This window comes from Luteimonas sp. RC10, assembly GCF_014192745.1.
Taxonomy (GTDB): Bacteria; Pseudomonadota; Gammaproteobacteria; order Xanthomonadales; family Xanthomonadaceae; genus Luteimonas.
Genome location: NZ_JACHYJ010000009.1, coordinates 17,978 through 35,071 on the forward strand (window position 1 = coordinate 17,978; position 17,094 = coordinate 35,071).

The window sequence follows — 17,094 nt, forward strand, 5'->3', positions numbered from 1 at the left end:
GACCATGGAAACCAGAGCCAACTACGTCCTGATCGGTGCGTTCACGCTCGTGGCGACGATCGCCTTGCTCGGCTTCGCGCTGTGGGCCGCCAAGTATTCGTCCGACCGCAGCTGGAACGAGTTCGACGTCATCTTCCGCGAACCGGTGACCGGCCTGACCGAAGGCAGCAGCGTGCAATACAACGGCATCGCCGTGGGCACGGTCGACAACCTGCAGTTGGCACCGGAGGACCCGCGGCAGGTCATCGCGCGCCTGCGGATCCAGGCCAACGCCCCGGTCAAGACCGACACCCGCGCCCGGATGTCGATGACCAGCCTGACCGGCTCGCCGATCATCCAGCTCACCGGCGGCTCGCCCGAGGCGGCGCTGCTCACGGTGTCCGAGGGCGACGACGTGCCGGTGATCCAGACCGAGGCCTCGGCGCTGCAGAACATTTCCGACACCGCCAACCGGCTGGTCGAACGGCTCGACCAGGTGCTCAGCGAAGAGAACGTCGCACGCATCTCGCAGACGCTGGCGAACATCGAAGGCATGACCGGCGCCGTCGCCGGCCAGCGCGAGGACCTGGGCGCGATGATCGTCAACGCCCGCCGTGCCAGCGAGCAGCTCGAGCAGACCCTGACCACGACCAACCGCGCGATGACCAGCTTCGACCGGGAACTGGTGCAGAAGCTGCCCGACCTCGTCGCCCGCCTCGACAGCACCCTGACCCGGCTCGACTCTGCGGCCGGCGGCGCCGACACGATCCTCAACGAGAATCGCGCCGCGATCAGCAGCTTCGCCAACGACGGGCTATCGCAGTTGGGGCCGACGCTGGGCGAATTGCGCTCGCTGGTCCGCGACCTGCGCCGCATCAGCGACCGTCTCGACGCCAACCCCGCGCGCTACCTGCTCGGCCGCGACGCCCCGAAGGAGTTCGACCCCGAATGAAACTCTCCTCGACCGCGACCCGCGATGTCGCACGCGCATCGGCTGGCCTGGTGCTGGTCGCCCTGCTCGGTGCCTGTTCGTCGCTGCTCGGCGGCGGTGCCGGCGACCGCGACCGCTCGACGATCTACGCTCCGGATCCGCGCGTACAGACCGTGGCGCAGTGGCCGCATGCCGACTGGCAGCTGACCCTGAGTCCGCCGACCGCCGCACGCATGATCGACAGCTTCCGCATCGCGGTCCGGCCGACGCCCAGCGAACTGCAGGTCTACCGCAGCGCAAACTGGGCCAAGACCCCCACAGATATGCTGCAGGACGTGGTGCTGCGCACGCTCGAAGACTCGGGCCGGATCCCCGCGGTCGCACGCCAGGGCGCGGGCATCACCGCCGACTACAAACTGGTCATCGACCTGCGGCGCTTCGAGGCCGACTACGCCGGCAACGCGATGCCATCGGCGACGATCGAAGCCAACGCCAAATTGATCCACAACATCGACCAGACCGTGGTCGGCTCGCGCACATTCCTGGCCGCGATCCCCGCCAGCGGCACCGAGGTCGCACAGGTCGTCGACGCCTTCGGCACCGCACTGCAGAGCATCGGCGGCGAGATGGTCGGCTGGATCCTGACCTCGGGCAATGCCCACGAGGCCAGCCACCACAACGGCAATGTCACCCCACCTCGCTGACGTCGCCGACCGACGGCCGTCGATCAGCGCAGCACCCGCCGGAACGTGAGGTTGATGCGTGGCCCGACCGGCCGCGCGGTTCTGGGCAAGGCATGCCGATAGCGGGTCTGCGTCTCGCCCCGCATTACCAGCAGACTGCCGTGCGCCAGATCCAGCGAAAGTCGCGCCGGTGGCTGTCCGGGCGGCACATCGCGCGCCTTGAGCACGAAGCGCCGGGTCGCCCCCAGGCTCAGCGACGCAATCACCGGCTGCGGCCCGAGTTCGGGCTCGTCGTCGCTGTGCCAGCCCATCGCGTCGCGGCCGTCGCGATAGAGATTGGCCAGCACACTGTCGAACGACACCCCGGCAGCCTCCGCCACGCGCGCGCGCATCGCGCCAAGCGCGGCCGGCCACGGCAACGGCTCGAACCGCGCTCCGGAGTAGCGGTAGCTCGCGCCGGGATCGCCGATCCAGCAGCTCAGCCGCGGCGCATCGACCTGCCGTCCAAAGATCCGCAGGCGATGCGTCGTCCACGGCAGCCCGGCCTGCAGCGCCGCGAACAGCGCGTCGGCCTCGGTCGCGGGCAGCCAGTGCGGGTCGAAGGTGAGGTCGGCGCCCGGGAGCGCGGGCGTGCTGCCGGTTGAGCCCATGTCGCCTCCTCGCCGGCCGGCCTCAGGGGCTTGCGAATGCGACGCCGGTCTTGGCCTCGAGCGACTGCGCGTCCACGCCGTCGGCCATCTCGACCAGCACCAATCCATCGGGCGTGACGTCGAACACCGCCAGGTCGGTGATGATGCGATCGACCACGCCGACGCCGGTCAGCGGCAGCGTGCATTCGGGCAGGATCTTGTGGCCGCCGTCCTTGGCGACGTGCTCCATCAGCACGACCACGCGCTTGACGCCGGCGACCAGATCCATCGCCCCGCCCATGCCCTTGACCATCTTGCCGGGCACCATCCAGTTGGCGAGGTCGCCGCGATCGGTGACCTGCATCGCGCCGAGGATCGCCAAGTCGATGTGACCGCCGCGGATCATCGCGAACGAGTCGTGGCTGCCGAAGTAGCTGGCACCCGGGCGCGCGGTCACGGTCTGCTTGCCGGCGTTGATCAGGTCGGCGTCCAGTTCGTCTTCGGTCGGGAACGGGCCGATGCCCAGCAGTCCGTTCTCGGATTGCAACCAGACGTCGACGCCGTCGGGAATGTGGTTGGCCACCAGCGTCGGCAGGCCAATGCCGAGGTTGACGTAGCCACCGTCGGTGAGCTCACGAGCGGCGCGCGCCGCCATCTGATCGCGGGTCCAGGCCATCTCAGTTCCCCTCCTGCCGTACGGTGCGTTGCTCGATGCGCTTCTCCGGGGTCGCATTGACGACGATGCGGTCGACGTAGATCCCCGGCAGGTGCACCTGATCGGGATCGATGTCGCCGGTCTCGACCAGTTCCTCGACCTCGGCCACGCAGACCTTGCCGGCCATCGCACAGGCCGGATTGAAGTTGCGTGCGGTCTTGCGGAACACGAGGTTGCCGGCCTTATCGGCCTTCCACGCCTTGACCAGCGCCACGTCGGCAACCAGTGCGGTCTCGAGCACGTAATGGCGGCCGTCGAACTCGCGCGTTTCCTTGCCCTCGGCAACGACCGTGCCGTAACCGGTGGCGGTGAAGAACGCCGGAATACCGGCACCGCCGGCACGCAGGCGCTCGGCCAACGTGCCCTGCGGGTTGAACTCCAGCTCCAGTTCGCCGCCCAGGTACTGGCGCTCGAACTCCTTGTTCTCGCCGACGTAGGAGGAAATCATCTTGCGGATCTGCCGGGTTTCCAACAGTTGCCCCAAGCCGAAGCCATCGACGCCAGCGTTGTTGGAAATCGCCGTCAGCCCGGTCACGCCCGAGTCACGCAGCGCGGCGATCAGCGCTTCGGGGATACCGCACAGGCCGAAGCCACCGACCGCGAGGGTCTGGCCGTCAGCGACGACGCCGGCCAGCGCCGACGCCGCATCGGGGTACAGCTTGCCGCGGCGGGCCGCGGCGGAACTCTGCTCGCTCATCTCGATCCTCGTGGCGCAACTCGGCGCATTCTAGCCGGCAGCGCGCCTTGCCGCCGGCAGGTCGGCGCGCGGGATAGAATCGGCGCTCCCCCTTTCCACATGGATGCGCCATGCCCCTGCCCGCTTTCAAGGCCTACGACCTGCGCGGTCGCGTGCCCGACGAACTCAACCCGGCGCTGGCCCGCGACATCGGCGTTGCGCTGGCCGCCCAACTCGAGCCGGGGGCGGTGGTACTGGGCCGCGACGTGCGCCTGACCAGCCCAGAGCTGCAGGCCGCGCTGTCGGAAGGACTGCGCAGCCAGGGCCGCGAAGTGGTGGATATCGGCGTGGGCGGGACCGAAGAGGTCTACTTCCAGGTCGACCGATTGGGCGCGGCCGGTGGCGTCATGGTGACCGCCAGCCATAACCCGATGGACTACAACGGTATGAAATTGGTCCGGCAGCAGGCGCGGCCGATCAGTTCCGATACCGGCTTGTTCGCGATCAGCGACGCGGTCGAGGCCGGCGAGCTACCGCCACCGGTGGCCGATCCGGGCAGCGAACGCCCCCACACGGACAAATCTGAGTACATCGCGCACCTGCTCGGCTACGTCGATACGGCCGCGCTGCGTCCGCTCAAGCTGGTGGTCAACGCCGGCAATGGCGGCGCCGGCGCCATCGTGGACCTGCTCGCCCCGCACCTGCCGTTCGAGTTCGTGCGCGTCTTTCACGACGCCGACGGGCGCTTTCCCAACGGCATTCCCAATCCGCTGCTGCCCGAGAACCGCCAGGCGACCGCCGATGCGGTGCGCGCGCACGGCGCGGACTTCGGCATCGCCTGGGACGGTGATTTCGACCGCTGCTTCTTCTTCGACGAGAGCGGCACATTCATCGAGGGCTACTACCTGGTCGGATTGCTGGCGCAGGCGATCCTGGCCAAGCAGCCGGGCGGCAAGGTCGTGCACGACCCGCGCCTGGTCTGGAACACCGTCGAACAGGTCGAGGCCGCCGGCGGCGTCCCGGTGCTGTGCAAGAGCGGGCACGCCTTCATCAAGGAAAAAATGCGCGCCGAGGATGCGGTCTACGGTGGCGAGATGAGTGCTCACCATTACTTCCGCGAGTTCGCCTATGCCGACTCAGGGATGATTCCGTGGCTGCTGATCGCCGAACTGGTCTCCAAGAGCGGGCGCACGCTCGGTGATCTCGTCGCCGCGCGCGTGGCGAAGTTCCCCTGCAGCGGCGAGATCAATTTCCGCGTCGCCGATGCCAAGGCCGCTGTCGATCGCGTGATGGCGCACTACGCCGCGCAGTCGCCGGCGCTCGACCACACCGACGGCATCAGCGCCGACTTCGGCGACTGGCGCTTCAACCTGCGCAGCTCCAATACCGAACCCCTGCTGCGACTCAACGTCGAGACCCGCGGCGATCGCGCATTGCTCGAGGCGCGGACGCAGGAACTGTCGCAGCTACTGTCCCCAGACGCTTGAGAACCAAGATGACCGCGATCATTCCGGTACTTCTGTCCGGTGGCTCCGGCACGCGGCTTTGGCCGCTGTCGCGCGAGATGTATCCCAAGCAGTTCCTGCCACTGGTGGGCGAGCACACGATGCTGCAGGCGACATGGCAACGGGTCGCCCCGCTCGCAGGGGAGCAGAGGCCACTGATTGTCGCCAATGAAGAGCATCGCTTCATCGTCGCCGAACAGCTGCAGCAAGTCGGGGCCCGTCCGGAAACGATCCTGCTCGAACCCGCAGGCCGGAATACAGCACCCGCTATCGCAGTGGCCGCACTTGAGGCGGCGCACTCCGCGCCCGATGCAGTGCTGCTGGTGCTGCCATCGGACCATGTGGTCCAAGACCCGGACGCTTTTCTCGCAGCGGTCCGCGCCGCGCTGCCGGCCGCAGCCTCCGGCAAGCTCGTCACCTTCGGCGTGGTGCCCCATACCCCCGAGACCGGCTACGGTTACATCAAGGCAGGGACGGGTGAGGATGCGGCCCTTCCAGTCGAACGCTTCATCGAGAAGCCGGACCTGGCAACGGCCCAGCATTACGTGGCCTCGGGGCAGTACTACTGGAACAGCGGCATGTTCCTGTTCCGCGCGGACCGTTATCTGGAGGAACTCGGACGGCACGCACCGGCCATTCTGTCGGCGGTCCGCACTGCGTGGGAACGCGCGCGCAAGGATGCGGACTTCACCCGCCTCGATCGCGACGCGTTTGCCGCCAGCCCATCCGATTCGATCGATTACGCGGTCATGGAAAAGACCGACGCCGCAGTGGTCATGCCACTCGACGCCGGCTGGAGCGATGTCGGCTCATGGGCCTCGCTGCGCGAAGTCAGTCCGCAAGACGCGGATGGCAATGCACATCACGGCGATGTCGTGGCGATCGACTGCCGCAATACCTACGCACACGGCAACCGGCTGATCGCGATGATCGGCCTGGAAGACACGATCGTTGTCGAAACCGACGACGCGATCCTCGTCGGGCGCAGCGACCGGATCCAGCAGGTCAAGGACGTCGTCGCCGAGCTCAAGGCGCGCCAGCTGCCGCAGGCCAGCTGGCATCGCAAGGTCTATCGGCCCTGGGGCGCCTACGACTCGATCGACAACGGCGCACGCTTCCAGGTCAAGCGCATCACCGTCAAGCCGGGCGCGACACTGAGCCTGCAGATGCACCACCACCGCGCCGAACACTGGATCGTCGTCAGCGGCACCGCCGAAGTCACGCGCGGCAACGATGTGCTGCTGTTGAGCGAGAACCAGAGCACTTACATCCCGCTCGGCGTGACCCACCGCCTGCGCAACCCGGGCAAGCTGCCACTGGAGCTGATCGAGGTGCAGTCGGGCAGCTATCTGGGCGAGGACGACATCGTGCGCTTCGAGGACACCTACGGCCGCGCTTGAGTCGGCACCTCATCGCTCAACTTCGAGGACGGCGCCTCCGGGCGCCGTCCTGCATTCGAGGCCCTGTCAGCGATCCGCGGCGAGCGTATCGAGGACGCCACCCAGCGCACGCTTCCAATCGGGCAGCACGACACCGAAGTCGCGCTCCAGCGTGCCGGTATCCAGGCGCGAGTAGGCCGGGCGCTTGGCGGGGGTCGGATAGTCGGCGGTCGTAATTGGCTCGACCTTTGGCACGTGGTCGATCAGGCCACGTGCGAGCGCACCTTCAAAGATGGCCTCGGCGAAGCCGTGCCAGCTCGTCTCGCCGTGCGCGGTCAGGTGCCAAGTGCCGCGCCGCTCGCCGCCGTCCTGCAGCAACCGCGCGGTGACGTCGGCGATCAGCGCCGCCGGCGTGGGCGTACCGACCTGGTCGGCGACCACGCGCAGCACGTCGCGCTCGGCCCCCACGCGCAGCATCGTGCACAGGAAGTTGTGGCCGTGCGCTGCATAGACCCAGGCTGTGCGCAGGATCAGGTGCTGCCCGCCAGCGGCTCGGATCGCGTCCTCGCCGGCCAACTTACTGGCCCCGTAGACGCCCAGCGGTGCGGTGGCGTCGTCCGGCCGGTACGGGCGCGTGCCTTGGCCGTCGAATACATAGTCGGTCGAGTAGTGCACCAACGGCACGTCGTGTGCGGCGCACCAGCGTGCGATCGCGCCGGGCGTGGTCGCATTGGCGGCGAACGCGGCCGCAGATTCACTCTCGGCCTTGTCGACGGCGGTGTACGCCGCGGCGTTGATCACCCGATCCGGCCTCACGATATCGAGCAGCGCCACAACGGCTTCCGCGTCGGCAAAGTCCGCCTGCAGGCATGGCGCGCCATCGGCGAGCGTACCGCTGCGCGTCGTGCCCTGCACCGCCCCGAGTGGCACGAGCGCACGCAGCAGCTCGCGGCCGACCTGGCCGTTGGCACCGAAGATCAGCGTGGTCATGCGCGCAAGTCCGGCAACCGATCCTCAGGGATATCGGCCAGCAGTGGCGCATGCGCATCCTTGTCCGACAGCAGAGGCGCCTTGACCGGCCATTCGACGCCGATCTGCGGATCGTCCCAGCGCACGCCTGCGTCGGCTTCCTTGACGTAGACATCGGTGCACAAATAGCTGAACAGCGCCGTCTCCGACAGCACTGCGAAGCCATGGGCGAAGCCTTCCGGGATCCAGAATTGACGCTTGTTCTCCGCGCTCAGCAGCACGCCTTCCCACTGGCCGAACGTCGGCGAGCCGCGCCGGATGTCGACCGCCACGTCGAACACTTCGCCCTGGAGCACGCTGACCAGCTTGCCCTGCGGACGTGGCCACTGGTAATGCAGGCCACGCAGCACGCCCTTCGCGGACGAGGACACGTTGCTCTGCACGAAGCTCGTCGGCAGGCCATGCTGGCCGAAGCGCGCCGCGTTCCAGGTCTCGAAGAAGAAACCACGAGCATCGCCGAATACGGCAGGCTCAAGCACGACGGCGCCGGGCAGTTTGGTTTCGATGATCTTCAACGCACCACTCCTCGGGTCACCAGCGTCTGCAGGTATTGGCCATAACCGTTCTTGGACAACGGCTTGGCCAGCGCCAGCAATTGCTCGGCATCGATCCAGCCCTGCCCGAAGGCGATCTCCTCCGGACAGCATACCTGCAGGCCTTGGCGGTCCTGGATGGTCTGGATGAAGTTCGAGGCCTCGTGCAGCGACTGGTGCGTGCCGGTGTCGAGCCAGGCATAGCCACGGCCGAGCTGTTCGAGATACAGCGCGCCGTCGTCGAGGTAGCGGCGGTTGAGGTCGGTGATCTCCAGTTCGCCTCGCGGCGAGGGCTTGAGCTCGGCGGCATAGTCGCTGGCCCGGCCGTCGTAGAAGTACAGGCCGGTCACCGCGTAGTTCGAACGCGGCTGCTCGGGCTTCTCAGCGATGTCGACGACCTTGCCGTGGGCATCGAACTCGGCCACGCCGTAGCGCTCGGGATCGTTGACCCAGTAGCCGAAGACCGTCGCGCCGTCGCCGCGCGCGTCCGCCCGCCGAAGCGTGTCGGTCAGACCGTGGCCGTGGAAGATGTTGTCGCCCAGCACCAGGCAGCTCGGCTTGCCGCCCACAAACTCGCGCCCGATCAGGTAGGCCTGCGCCAGACCATCGGGACTCGGTTGCACCGCGTAGCGGATGTCCATGCCCCACTGCGATCCGTCGCCCAGCAGCGCCTGGAACAGCGCCTGCTCGTGCGGGGTATTGATGATCAGCACCTCACGGATGCCCGCCAGCATCAGCACGCTGAGCGGGTAGTAGATCATCGGCTTGTCGTAGACCGGGAGCAGCTGCTTGCTGACGCCCTTGGTGATCGGATAGAGCCGGGTGCCCGAGCCGCCGGCCAGGATGATGCCCTTGCGTTGCGTCATTGGAATTCTCTCGTCTCATCCCCGCGCACGGGGATCACTGATCTCCCTCCCCCGCAAGCGGGGGAGGGCCCGGGGTGGGGCGATTCAGACCGCGGTCCCGATCCGCTCGAGCCGATAGCTGCCATCGAGAATGCCGCGCACCCAGTCCTGGTTGTCCAAGTACCAGTCGACGGTCTCGGCGATGCCCGTCTCGAAGGTGTGGCGCGGCTTCCAGCCCAGTTCGGTCTGCAGCTTGGAGGCATCGATCGCGTAGCGCCGGTCGTGGCCCGGCCGGTCGGCGACGAAGGTGATCTGGCTGCTGCGCGGCTGGCCGTCCTCGCGTGGGCGGCGCGCATCGAGCAGTCGGCAGATGGTCTCGACGACCTCGAGGTTCCGGCGCTCCGAATCGCCACCGACGTTGTAGGTTTCGCCGACCCGGCCCTTCTCGAGCACCGTACGGATCGCCTCGCAGTGATCGGTCACGAACAGCCAGTCGCGCACCTGCTGGCCGTCGCCATAGACCGGCAGCGGCTCGCCGGCCAGCGCCTTGGCGATCACCAGCGGGATGAGCTTCTCGGGGAAATGGTAGGGGCCGTAGTTGTTGGAGCAGTTGGTGGTCAGCGTCGGCAGGCCGTAGGTATGGTGGAACGCGCGCACCAAGTGGTCGGACGCCGCCTTGGAGGCCGAGTACGGCGAGTTGGGCGCATACGGCGTAGTCTCGGTGAACTTGCCGGTCTCGCCGAGCGTGCCGTAGACCTCGTCGGTGGACACGTGCAGGAAGCGGAAGGCCGCCTTGGCGTCGCCGTCGAGCTGCTTCCAGTGGTCGCGCACCGCCTCGAGCAGACCCAGGGTTCCGACGACGTTGGTGTCGATGAACGCGGCCGGGCCGTCGATCGAGCGGTCGACGTGGCTTTCGGCGGCGAAGTTGAGGACGGCATCGGGCCGATGCTCGGTCAGCAGCCGGGAGACCAGGGCCCGATCGCCGATATCGCCATGCACGAAGACGTGGTCGGGATTGCCTTCCAGCGAGGCCAGGGTCTGCAAATTGCCCGCGTAGGTCAACGCATCCAGGTTGACCACGCGCACGCCCAGGCGGACCGCCTCGAGCACGAAATTACCGCCGATGAAGCCGGCGCCGCCGGTGACGAGCCAAGTGGGCACGGAAACACGCTCCTATGTGAATACGCTGGACCGCCATGCAGGGGCGGATGCCACAGGATACCGGGTCGGCCCAGGGATTTCGGTGGAAAGCCGCCAAGCCGAGACACCGGGCTCGCGGCCTACCCCGCAGACCGCTAGAATCGGGCGATTCGCCCCGTGCCTGCCGCCGCGGCCGGGTGACCCGTCAGACATCAAGGAATGCCCGCCCGATGAAGATCCTCGTCGCCTACAAGCGCGTGGTGGACTACAACGTCCGCATCCAGGTCAAGCCCGACGGCTCCGGCGTCGTCACCGACGGCGTCAAGCTGTCGGCCAACCCCTTCGACGAGATCGCGCTCGAAGAGGCGCTGCGACTGCGCGACAAGGGCGTCGCGACGGAAGTCGTGGTCGCCACGATCGCACCGGCCGACGCCCAGGCGCACCTGCGCAACGGCCTGGCGATGGGCGCCAACCGAGCGCTGCACGTGGTCTGCGACCAGCCGATCCAGCCGCTGACCGCGGCCCGTACGCTGCTCAAGCTGGTCGAGCAGGAACAGCCGGACCTCGTCATCCTCGGCAAGCAGGCGATCGACGACGACGCCAACCAAACCGGCCAGATGCTGGCCACGCTGTGGGGACGCCCGCAGGCGACCTTCGCCAGCAAGCTCGAGCTCGCCGACGGCAAGGCCACGGTGACCCGCGAGGTCGATGCCGGCCTGGAAACCCTCGAAGTGGACCTGCCGGCGGTGGTGACGACCGACCTGCGCCTGAACGAGCCGCGCTTCATCAAGCTGCCGGACATCATGAAGGCCAAGGCCAAGCCGCTGGAGTCGATCCCGTTCGCCGATCTGGGCGTCGAGACCGCCGACACGCTCACGACCTCGCGCTACGAGGCGCCGGCCAAGCGCAGCAAGGGCGTCATGGTCAAGGACGCGGCCGAGCTCGTTGCCGCGCTGAAGGCCAAGGGTCTGCTCTGAACCGTCGCTCCCGCACCGCGGGAGCCCAGTGACTGCCGGCCGAAGCCGGAGTGCATCGACGCGAGCCCGCACGGACGCGACGATTCCCAGGAGAACTTCCATGTCCAACGTCCTCGTCATCGCTGAACACCTCGACGGCAAGCTCAACGCCAGCGCGACCGCCAAGACCGTCGCCGCGGCGCAGGCGCTCTCGCCGGACACCATCGACGTCGTCGTGCTCGCCGCCGACCCTGTCGGCGCCGCGGCCGATGCGGCGACCATCGCGGGTGTCGCCAAGGTGCTCACGGTCGCCAACCCGGCCAATGCGCAGCCGCTGGCCCAGGTGCTCGGCCCGCAAATCGCCAAGCTCGCCGCCGGCTACAGCCATGTCTTCGCGCCGTCGACCACCTTCGGCAAGGACCTGATGCCCGTGGTGGCCGCCCTGCTCGGCGTCAATCAGATCTCCGACCTGATGACGGTCGAAGGCAGCCACACCTTCAAGCGCCCAATCTATGCGGGCAATGCCATCGTCACCGTCGAGGCGCCTGCGGGCCAGCCCGTGGTCGCCACCGTGCGCACCGCGTCGTGGCAGGAAGCCGCACGCGGCGGCAGCGCGGCGATCGAGCCGACCACCGTCGATGCCGACCTGCCCACCCATACGCGTTTTGTCGCCCTGGCGGCGGGCAGCACCGATCGTCCTGACCTGCAGAGCGCCAAGCGCGTCGTCTCGGGTGGCCGCGGTGTCGGCTCGGAAGAGAATTTCAAGATCATCTTCGACTTCGCCGACAAGCTCGGCGCCGCCGTAGGCGCCTCGCGTGCGGCGGTCGATGCCGGCTACGTTCCCAATGAGCTGCAGGTCGGCCAGACCGGCAAGATCATCGCGCCCGAACTCTACGTCGCGATCGGCATCAGCGGCGCGATCCAGCACCTGACCGGGATCAAGGACGCCGGCACCATCGTCGCGATCAACAAGGACGCGGATTCACCGATCTTCGAGATTGCGGACATCGGCCTGGTCGGGGACTTGTTCAAGGTGTTGCCGGAGCTGGAAGCCGCGCTCGGCTAAAGTGAGGAATTAGCCGCTTTCAACGCCATCTTGACCTGATACCGGGCATTGATCAGCCGACAACCTGTCGGCCATGCTTCGCATGCTTCCCTACCGCGCCTAGGATCGTTCATGATTGTTGGAACCGGCCTGATAGCCCGCGCGTTCTCGCCTCTCTATGCGGACGACGAGGCGACCATCGTATTCGCATCGGGCGTTTCCAACTCGGCAGAGACAAGCGATGCGGCATTCGCGCGGGAGCGCGATTTGGTTCTACACCATATCGCGCGCAAGCCGGAGCGTCTGGTGTACTTTGGAAGCTGCAATGTCGCCAATCCAAAACAGAAGTCGGCTTATTTCGAGCACAAACGGTCGATGGAAAGGCTGGTGGGCGACGCTGCCTTCGGGCTGGTGATTCGCCTGCCCCAAGTCGTCGGCGCGACGAACAATCCCAACACGCTGACCAACCATCTCGCCCACCAGATCATGACCGGTCAGATGGTCAAGCTGTGGACGCGTGCCCGACGCAACCTCATCGATATCGACGACGTGGTGGCGATCACGCATCACATCCTGACAAACGCAAGCGCCTTTCCGCGTCGAGTATCCGTTGCATCGCCCTGGACGCTCTCGATGCGGGAAATACTCGAGATATTCGAATCGGTTCTTGGACGCCGCGCCGAAGCCATCGAAATCGATCGGGGGGACGACATGCATATTGACGCGTCGCTAAGCGACCAAATAGCCACTGACATCGGTCTGGATTTCGGGAAGGACTACCCCTACCGTGTTGTCGAGAAATACTACGGCGGGAGTCGATGAACATGGAAGTTTCTGTGGTCGTCCCCGTGTACGGAAGCGCCGGCATTCTTCCATCGCTGGTCGAACGCCTCGAGTCGTGCCTGAAGGCCTACACGACAGATGCATTCGAAGTCATTTTGGTTCACGACCACGGCCCCGATAACGCTTGGCAGGTGATCTGCGCTTTGGCAGCAGATCGCCCGTGGTTGAAAGGCGTCAACCTGAGGCGAAACGCAGGCCAACACAATGCGGTCATGGCCGGATTTGCCCATGCGACGGGGCGTTTCATCATCACGATGGATGACGACCTGCAGCATGATCCCGACGATATTCCCAGGATTGTGCAGGCGCTCAAAGACGGCGCGGATCTGTGCTATGTGAACTTCGAGAAACGCGAACATGCCCTCTGGAAGAAGATGGGTAGTGCGTTCAACGACCTGGTGGCCAGCAGGCTGCTTGGCAAGCCACGCAGTCTGTATCTGTCACCATATCGTGGAATCCGGCGCGAAGTCTGCGAGACGGCCCTGAAGTACAAGGGCCCGTTCGTATACGTCGACGGGCTCCTGCTGCAAGGCACAGCGAATTACACGAGCATCACAGGCAAGCACCATGCCCGTCGCGATGGAAAGTCGGGCTACAGCTTGCGAAAGTCCGTATCGCTATGGCTGCAGATGGCCACCAGTTTCTCGATCGTGCCACTGCGGCTGGTCTCACTTGCTGGCGTGCTCGCCTCGGCCTTCGCTTTTCTCACGGCCCTGGGCGTCGTATGGAGGAAGCTCGTGGACCCCGGCATGGCGGTCGGCTGGCCATCGCTGATTGTGGCCATCCTGTTCATGGGCGGACTGCAACTGTTGGCGTTGGGGGCAATCGGCGAGTACATCGGTCGCATCCTGCTCAACATCAATAGCCGCCCTCAGTATGTGGTCGGCCAGCGCGTCAATCTCCAGGCGGACGCCAGCAACCCGTCCTGAGAACGATGCGGCCGTTCCGTGGAATCACGACGTAAGGGCGACAGACAGACGAGTTTTCGCACCGGTGTCGTGATGCCGACGACATACTGAAACTCGAACGCACAGATGCGCCTCTCGCCTGACAGCAGGTGCGCCGGCGCTGCCCCCGACGTGATCCCGCGCACACCACCTACATCCGTCGCCGCAACCAGGCATAGGCGATGCGCCGAACATGCGCCATCCAGCGCGCATGCCGGTTGCCACGGCGCAACTCAGCCGCGCTCAACAAACCCGCATGCGCCGAGGCAAAGTACTCGTGAAAGGCGATGGCCTGTTGCGACTGCTCGCGCGTCAAGCGCACGCTCCATTGCCCAGCGCTGATACGGAAGCTTGCCATGACCTCCGGGATCGCCACAAAGTTCCCGCGCATCAGGACGCGGCTGTAGGTGGCCTGATCGATGAGGTAAGGAAACCGTCCGTCCCATCCCCCCTCTTCTTGAAGAATGTCGCGACGCAGCAGCACGCATGCCGGCTCACCAAACACGTTTGTGCCGGCCAAGATACTGATCTTGGCGGCCTCGTGACCAGGCAAGCACCCTTGCAACCCAGCCAGCCCGCGCGCAGCCAACAACTGATGGCCGCTCGCATCGATGAGGTTACGTCGCGTCGCGACCATCACGACATCCGGATTGGTATCGAACGCCGCGACCTGGCGACGCAACGCATCGGGGGTGATGAGGTCATCGCCACATACGAGCTTCAAAAGATCGCCACGCGCGTGTGCCGTCACACGGCTCCAGTTCGCCAACGCTCCTCCGCCCGCAGGTGTCGGCGCCAGCACACGCACCCGAGGCAAATCGCGATAGTCCTCCAGAATCGCGGATGTGCCGTCTGTGGATGCATGGTCAGCCACAACGAGTTCGTAGTCAGCGTAGTCCTGCGCAAGCACCGAATCGATGGCCGACCGGATGTCGCGGGCATTGTTGTAGGCGGGTATCACCACCGAAACACGGGGCGCATCGCTCGAGCGCGTCATATGGATTACCTGCGAAACGAGAAGTACTTGTGGCCGACGAAGTTGAATACCACGAGCACGATCGTGATGAGAATCTGCACCGGAATGGGAGAAAAGCCCACGATCTCCACCAACAATGTCAGCGCACCCGCATTGAGCAGGAAGGACACGACGTTGACGCCGACGAACCGGACGAAATCCCGCAAGGCGTGCCCTTGCACCTTGAAAACGAGGCGCCTGTGCACGTTGAAGACGAGGAGCAGAGAGATGATCCATGCGATGGCCAGGCTGACCGCCGACGGTACGCGTGGCCCGAGGTACAGGACGAGGGCTGCGAACAATGCCGTGCTGAAGGCCGTGTTGAGCCCCCCCACGACGAGGAAGAGCAACCGTTGGTCGCGAAACAGACGCTGCAGGGGACCGGGTTGTGGCGCGATCTCGCCTTCCTCCGGGTGTTTACGCCCCAGTGTCCCGCTCACTTTGGCGAACCATCGCAACTCAAGGAAATGTCGCTCACCATAACGCCGAGCACGCGCGCGTCGAGACTGCCAGGGGACTCGCGACTGGGTATCGTCGTCGGCGACACCAGCAAGCGGACCCGCCCGCCATCAACGCTGGGCCCCAGAACCAAGCGCGAAGAGCGGCCAGGCTCGACACGAGCGCTGCGCTCCAGGCCGTCGCTTCCGATGACTCGGACCTCGCGCGCGGACATCACGGCGGGCAAATAGACCTCGACAGCGAAGTTGCAGTCACACGTGGGAAGGAATAGCTCCGAGGCGTCCCGAGTCCACCTGCCTTGCGCCTCCTCGCCGTTCCAGCCTGCGCCGTACCGGACATCATCGAGGCGGCAGTAGTCCGCAGGCAACCCAGAGAACAGCGCAAGACGGTTGTCACGCATGACGTTGACGCCTCGACGTGCGTGATCGAGTGGCGACTGGAGCAACTTCGCCGACTCCTCGTCGGGAACGCCCTGGACCATGGCCTCACCCATGGCCTTAAAGATGAGTTCGCGGAATGGGCCCGCTTGCCACTCGCGGAAGTAAGTCAGGGCATGTCCTGATGCCACCAAGCACAACAGCACAAGGACCGCACTGCCCGGCAGGCGCCGAGCCGAGGGCGCAAGAGCAGCCACCTCGCGCGCCGCCAGCCACAGCACGCCGATCAGCAGGAACACGAAATCCATGTAGTACCGCGACGCGACAACCGCCCCTGGACCGTCACCACCACGGGCGATCGATACGGAAACAGCAGTCAGACCGCCGTAGAGTATGAGGTAAAGCGGAAGTCGCGAACCTGGCGCACCACGGCGCAACCAACTCAAAGAGGCGGCGCCGCCCGATATCACGAGCAACGCACCAAGGCCGAGCAGAAGTTCACGGCTGCGCCCCCCATGCAACAACGCCTCGTGCCCCCCAAACGCGCTCCCGAACGCATAGAAGGGCAGGACCATTGTTTCGGCACTGAAAGAAATGCGTGCAGAGTCGACCTCTGCATGGATCATCTGGCCTGATCCGATATAGATCGCGAATGAGACCAACACTGCGATCGTCGGCAGAAGACCGAGCCATCGGCCTTCCTGTCGCCACTTGGGAAGAAAGGCGAGCAGTTGCAGCGCCAGCACAGCGCCGACGAAGGCGTAGTTCCACCCCATCCCTACCAGCAATACGAGAAATGGCGCTGTCGCAGCCAGGACGACTTGCAGCTTCCGGATGCTCGACACCTGTCCCGACAGAATGGCGGCGTGTCCGACGAAGAAGAGCAGGAAACAGAGATTCTTCGTCCACAACGGCAACCCGAGATCCAGCGTGAACAACTCCACTCCAGCCCAACTGAAGCACAACCCCGCGATCGCCACTGTCGTCAGCGCCAGTACAATCCTCGTCATGCGGCCAGGTGAGACGTATTGAGTACGAACATCACGGCCCCAGGCCAGAACCAGGACGAACGACACCGCCAGAATGACTATCGCCGTCAGACGATTGGCGAGCATGACGTCCAGGCCGAAGAAGTCGACATTGGCCAGGAGGAATGCCTGATTCACGAAGCCCCGATGGGCCGATCCCTGCCCCCAAAACTCCAGCGTAGACAGGAGACCCGTCCTCCAGTCTTGCAGTTGAGCGAGCAACCTGAGCGAATCCATGTACGGGACGTCAGGCGCTGCGCGCGTCAGCAGCACCTGGTGCACGATGGACAGGACGACCATCGACAGCAACCCGATGACGACCAGCTTCGCGGCGGGTCGAATAGAGGTTGTGGATGCGCTTTGCGGAAAGTCATCCATGC

Annotated in this window: 18 protein-coding genes; 8 read left to right on the forward strand and 10 right to left on the reverse strand. The window is 65.7% G+C overall.

The features are described from left to right. Positions 1–4: 4 nt before the first annotated feature. Both FHW73_RS15385 and FHW73_RS15390 read left to right on the forward strand, forming a co-directional pair. Complete coding sequence (locus FHW73_RS15385) at positions 5–931, forward strand: MlaD family protein (protein WP_183427642.1); 927 nt, start codon at positions 5–7, stop codon at positions 929–931. Continuing rightward, positions 928–1,614, forward strand: a complete 687-nt coding sequence (locus FHW73_RS15390) for an ABC-type transport auxiliary lipoprotein family protein (protein WP_183427643.1) — start codon at positions 928–930, stop codon at positions 1,612–1,614. The genes FHW73_RS15385 and FHW73_RS15390 overlap by 4 nt, the downstream gene beginning before the upstream one ends. A gap of 23 nt (positions 1,615–1,637) precedes the next feature. Here the strand turns inward: FHW73_RS15390 and FHW73_RS15395 are convergent, their stop codons facing one another. From FHW73_RS15395 to FHW73_RS15405, 3 genes are read right to left on the reverse strand one after another with little or no spacing between them, the layout of a single operon-like run. After that, positions 1,638–2,243 carry an alpha-ketoglutarate-dependent dioxygenase AlkB gene (locus tag FHW73_RS15395; protein ID WP_183427644.1) on the reverse strand — a complete coding sequence of 202 codons (606 nt, stop codon included), beginning with the start codon at positions 2,241–2,243 and terminating at the stop codon, positions 1,638–1,640. A gap of 22 nt (positions 2,244–2,265) precedes the next feature. Further along, positions 2,266–2,898 carry a CoA transferase subunit B gene (locus tag FHW73_RS15400; protein WP_183427645.1) on the reverse strand — a complete coding sequence of 211 codons (633 nt, stop codon included), beginning with the start codon at positions 2,896–2,898 and terminating at the stop codon, positions 2,266–2,268. Position 2,899: 1 nt separating this feature from the next. Beyond that, positions 2,900–3,634: a CoA transferase subunit A gene (locus tag FHW73_RS15405; protein ID WP_183427646.1), complete on the reverse strand. Its 735-nt coding sequence runs from the start codon at positions 3,632–3,634 to the stop codon at positions 2,900–2,902. Between the two features lie 110 nt (positions 3,635–3,744). Between FHW73_RS15405 and FHW73_RS15410 the strand changes: the two genes are divergently transcribed. Further along, a complete protein-coding gene (locus FHW73_RS15410; protein ID WP_183427647.1) occupies positions 3,745–5,100 on the forward strand; it encodes a phosphomannomutase in 1,356 nt (451 codons plus the stop codon). Between the two features lie 8 nt (positions 5,101–5,108). Next, on the forward strand, positions 5,109–6,518 hold the full coding sequence (locus FHW73_RS15415) for a mannose-1-phosphate guanylyltransferase/mannose-6-phosphate isomerase (RefSeq protein ID WP_183427648.1): 1,410 nt from the start codon (positions 5,109–5,111) through the stop codon (positions 6,516–6,518). A 66-nt stretch (positions 6,519–6,584) separates the two neighbouring features. Here FHW73_RS15415 and rfbD read toward each other — a convergent pair whose 3' ends face one another. The 4 genes from rfbD to rfbB all read right to left on the reverse strand — a co-directional run bounded on the left by rfbD (position 6,585) and on the right by rfbB (position 10,065). Further along, a complete protein-coding gene (gene rfbD / locus FHW73_RS15420) occupies positions 6,585–7,487 on the reverse strand; it encodes a dTDP-4-dehydrorhamnose reductase (RefSeq protein WP_183427649.1) in 903 nt (300 codons plus the stop codon). Beyond that, entirely contained in the window at positions 7,484–8,041 is a 558-nt protein-coding gene (rfbC, locus tag FHW73_RS15425; RefSeq protein WP_183427650.1) for a dTDP-4-dehydrorhamnose 3,5-epimerase, read from the reverse strand. Before rfbC ends, rfbD begins: the two co-directional genes overlap by 4 nt. Then, a complete protein-coding gene (gene rfbA / locus FHW73_RS15430; RefSeq protein WP_183427651.1) occupies positions 8,038–8,925 on the reverse strand; it encodes a glucose-1-phosphate thymidylyltransferase RfbA in 888 nt (295 codons plus the stop codon). The genes rfbC and rfbA overlap by 4 nt, the downstream gene beginning before the upstream one ends. Before the next feature lie 84 nt (positions 8,926–9,009). After that, positions 9,010–10,065: a dTDP-glucose 4,6-dehydratase gene (gene rfbB / locus FHW73_RS15435; RefSeq protein WP_183427652.1), complete on the reverse strand. Its 1,056-nt coding sequence runs from the start codon at positions 10,063–10,065 to the stop codon at positions 9,010–9,012. 209 nt (positions 10,066–10,274) lie between these two features. Between rfbB and FHW73_RS15440 the strand changes: the two genes are divergently transcribed. The 4 genes from FHW73_RS15440 to FHW73_RS15455 all read left to right on the forward strand — a co-directional run bounded on the left by FHW73_RS15440 (position 10,275) and on the right by FHW73_RS15455 (position 13,817). Next, positions 10,275–11,021, forward strand: a complete 747-nt coding sequence (locus FHW73_RS15440; RefSeq protein ID WP_183427653.1) for an electron transfer flavoprotein subunit beta/FixA family protein — start codon at positions 10,275–10,277, stop codon at positions 11,019–11,021. Between the two features lie 100 nt (positions 11,022–11,121). Further along, positions 11,122–12,066 (forward strand): electron transfer flavoprotein subunit alpha/FixB family protein, encoded by a 945-nt coding sequence (locus tag FHW73_RS15445; protein WP_183427654.1) that lies wholly within the window; start codon positions 11,122–11,124, stop codon positions 12,064–12,066. Positions 12,067–12,177: 111 nt separating this feature from the next. Continuing rightward, entirely contained in the window at positions 12,178–12,867 is a 690-nt protein-coding gene (locus FHW73_RS15450) for an NAD-dependent epimerase/dehydratase family protein (RefSeq protein WP_183427655.1), read from the forward strand. Further along, on the forward strand, positions 12,864–13,817 hold the full coding sequence (locus FHW73_RS15455; RefSeq protein WP_183427656.1) for a glycosyltransferase: 954 nt from the start codon (positions 12,864–12,866) through the stop codon (positions 13,815–13,817). The genes FHW73_RS15450 and FHW73_RS15455 overlap by 4 nt, the downstream gene beginning before the upstream one ends. Positions 13,818–13,986: 169 nt before the next feature. Here the strand turns inward: FHW73_RS15455 and FHW73_RS15460 are convergent, their stop codons facing one another. From FHW73_RS15460 to FHW73_RS15470, 3 genes are read right to left on the reverse strand one after another with little or no spacing between them, the layout of a single operon-like run. Beyond that, entirely contained in the window at positions 13,987–14,832 is an 846-nt protein-coding gene (locus FHW73_RS15460) for a glycosyltransferase family A protein (RefSeq protein ID WP_183427657.1), read from the reverse strand. A 5-nt stretch (positions 14,833–14,837) separates the two neighbouring features. Continuing rightward, the gene (locus tag FHW73_RS15465; protein ID WP_221187604.1) at positions 14,838–15,290 is read right to left on the reverse strand and encodes a GtrA family protein; all 453 of its coding nucleotides are present in this window, start codon (positions 15,288–15,290) and stop codon (positions 14,838–14,840) included. Then, entirely contained in the window at positions 15,287–17,092 is a 1,806-nt protein-coding gene (locus FHW73_RS15470; protein ID WP_183427658.1) for a hypothetical protein, read from the reverse strand. Before FHW73_RS15470 ends, FHW73_RS15465 begins: the two co-directional genes overlap by 4 nt. Positions 17,093–17,094: the final 2 nt, after the last annotated feature.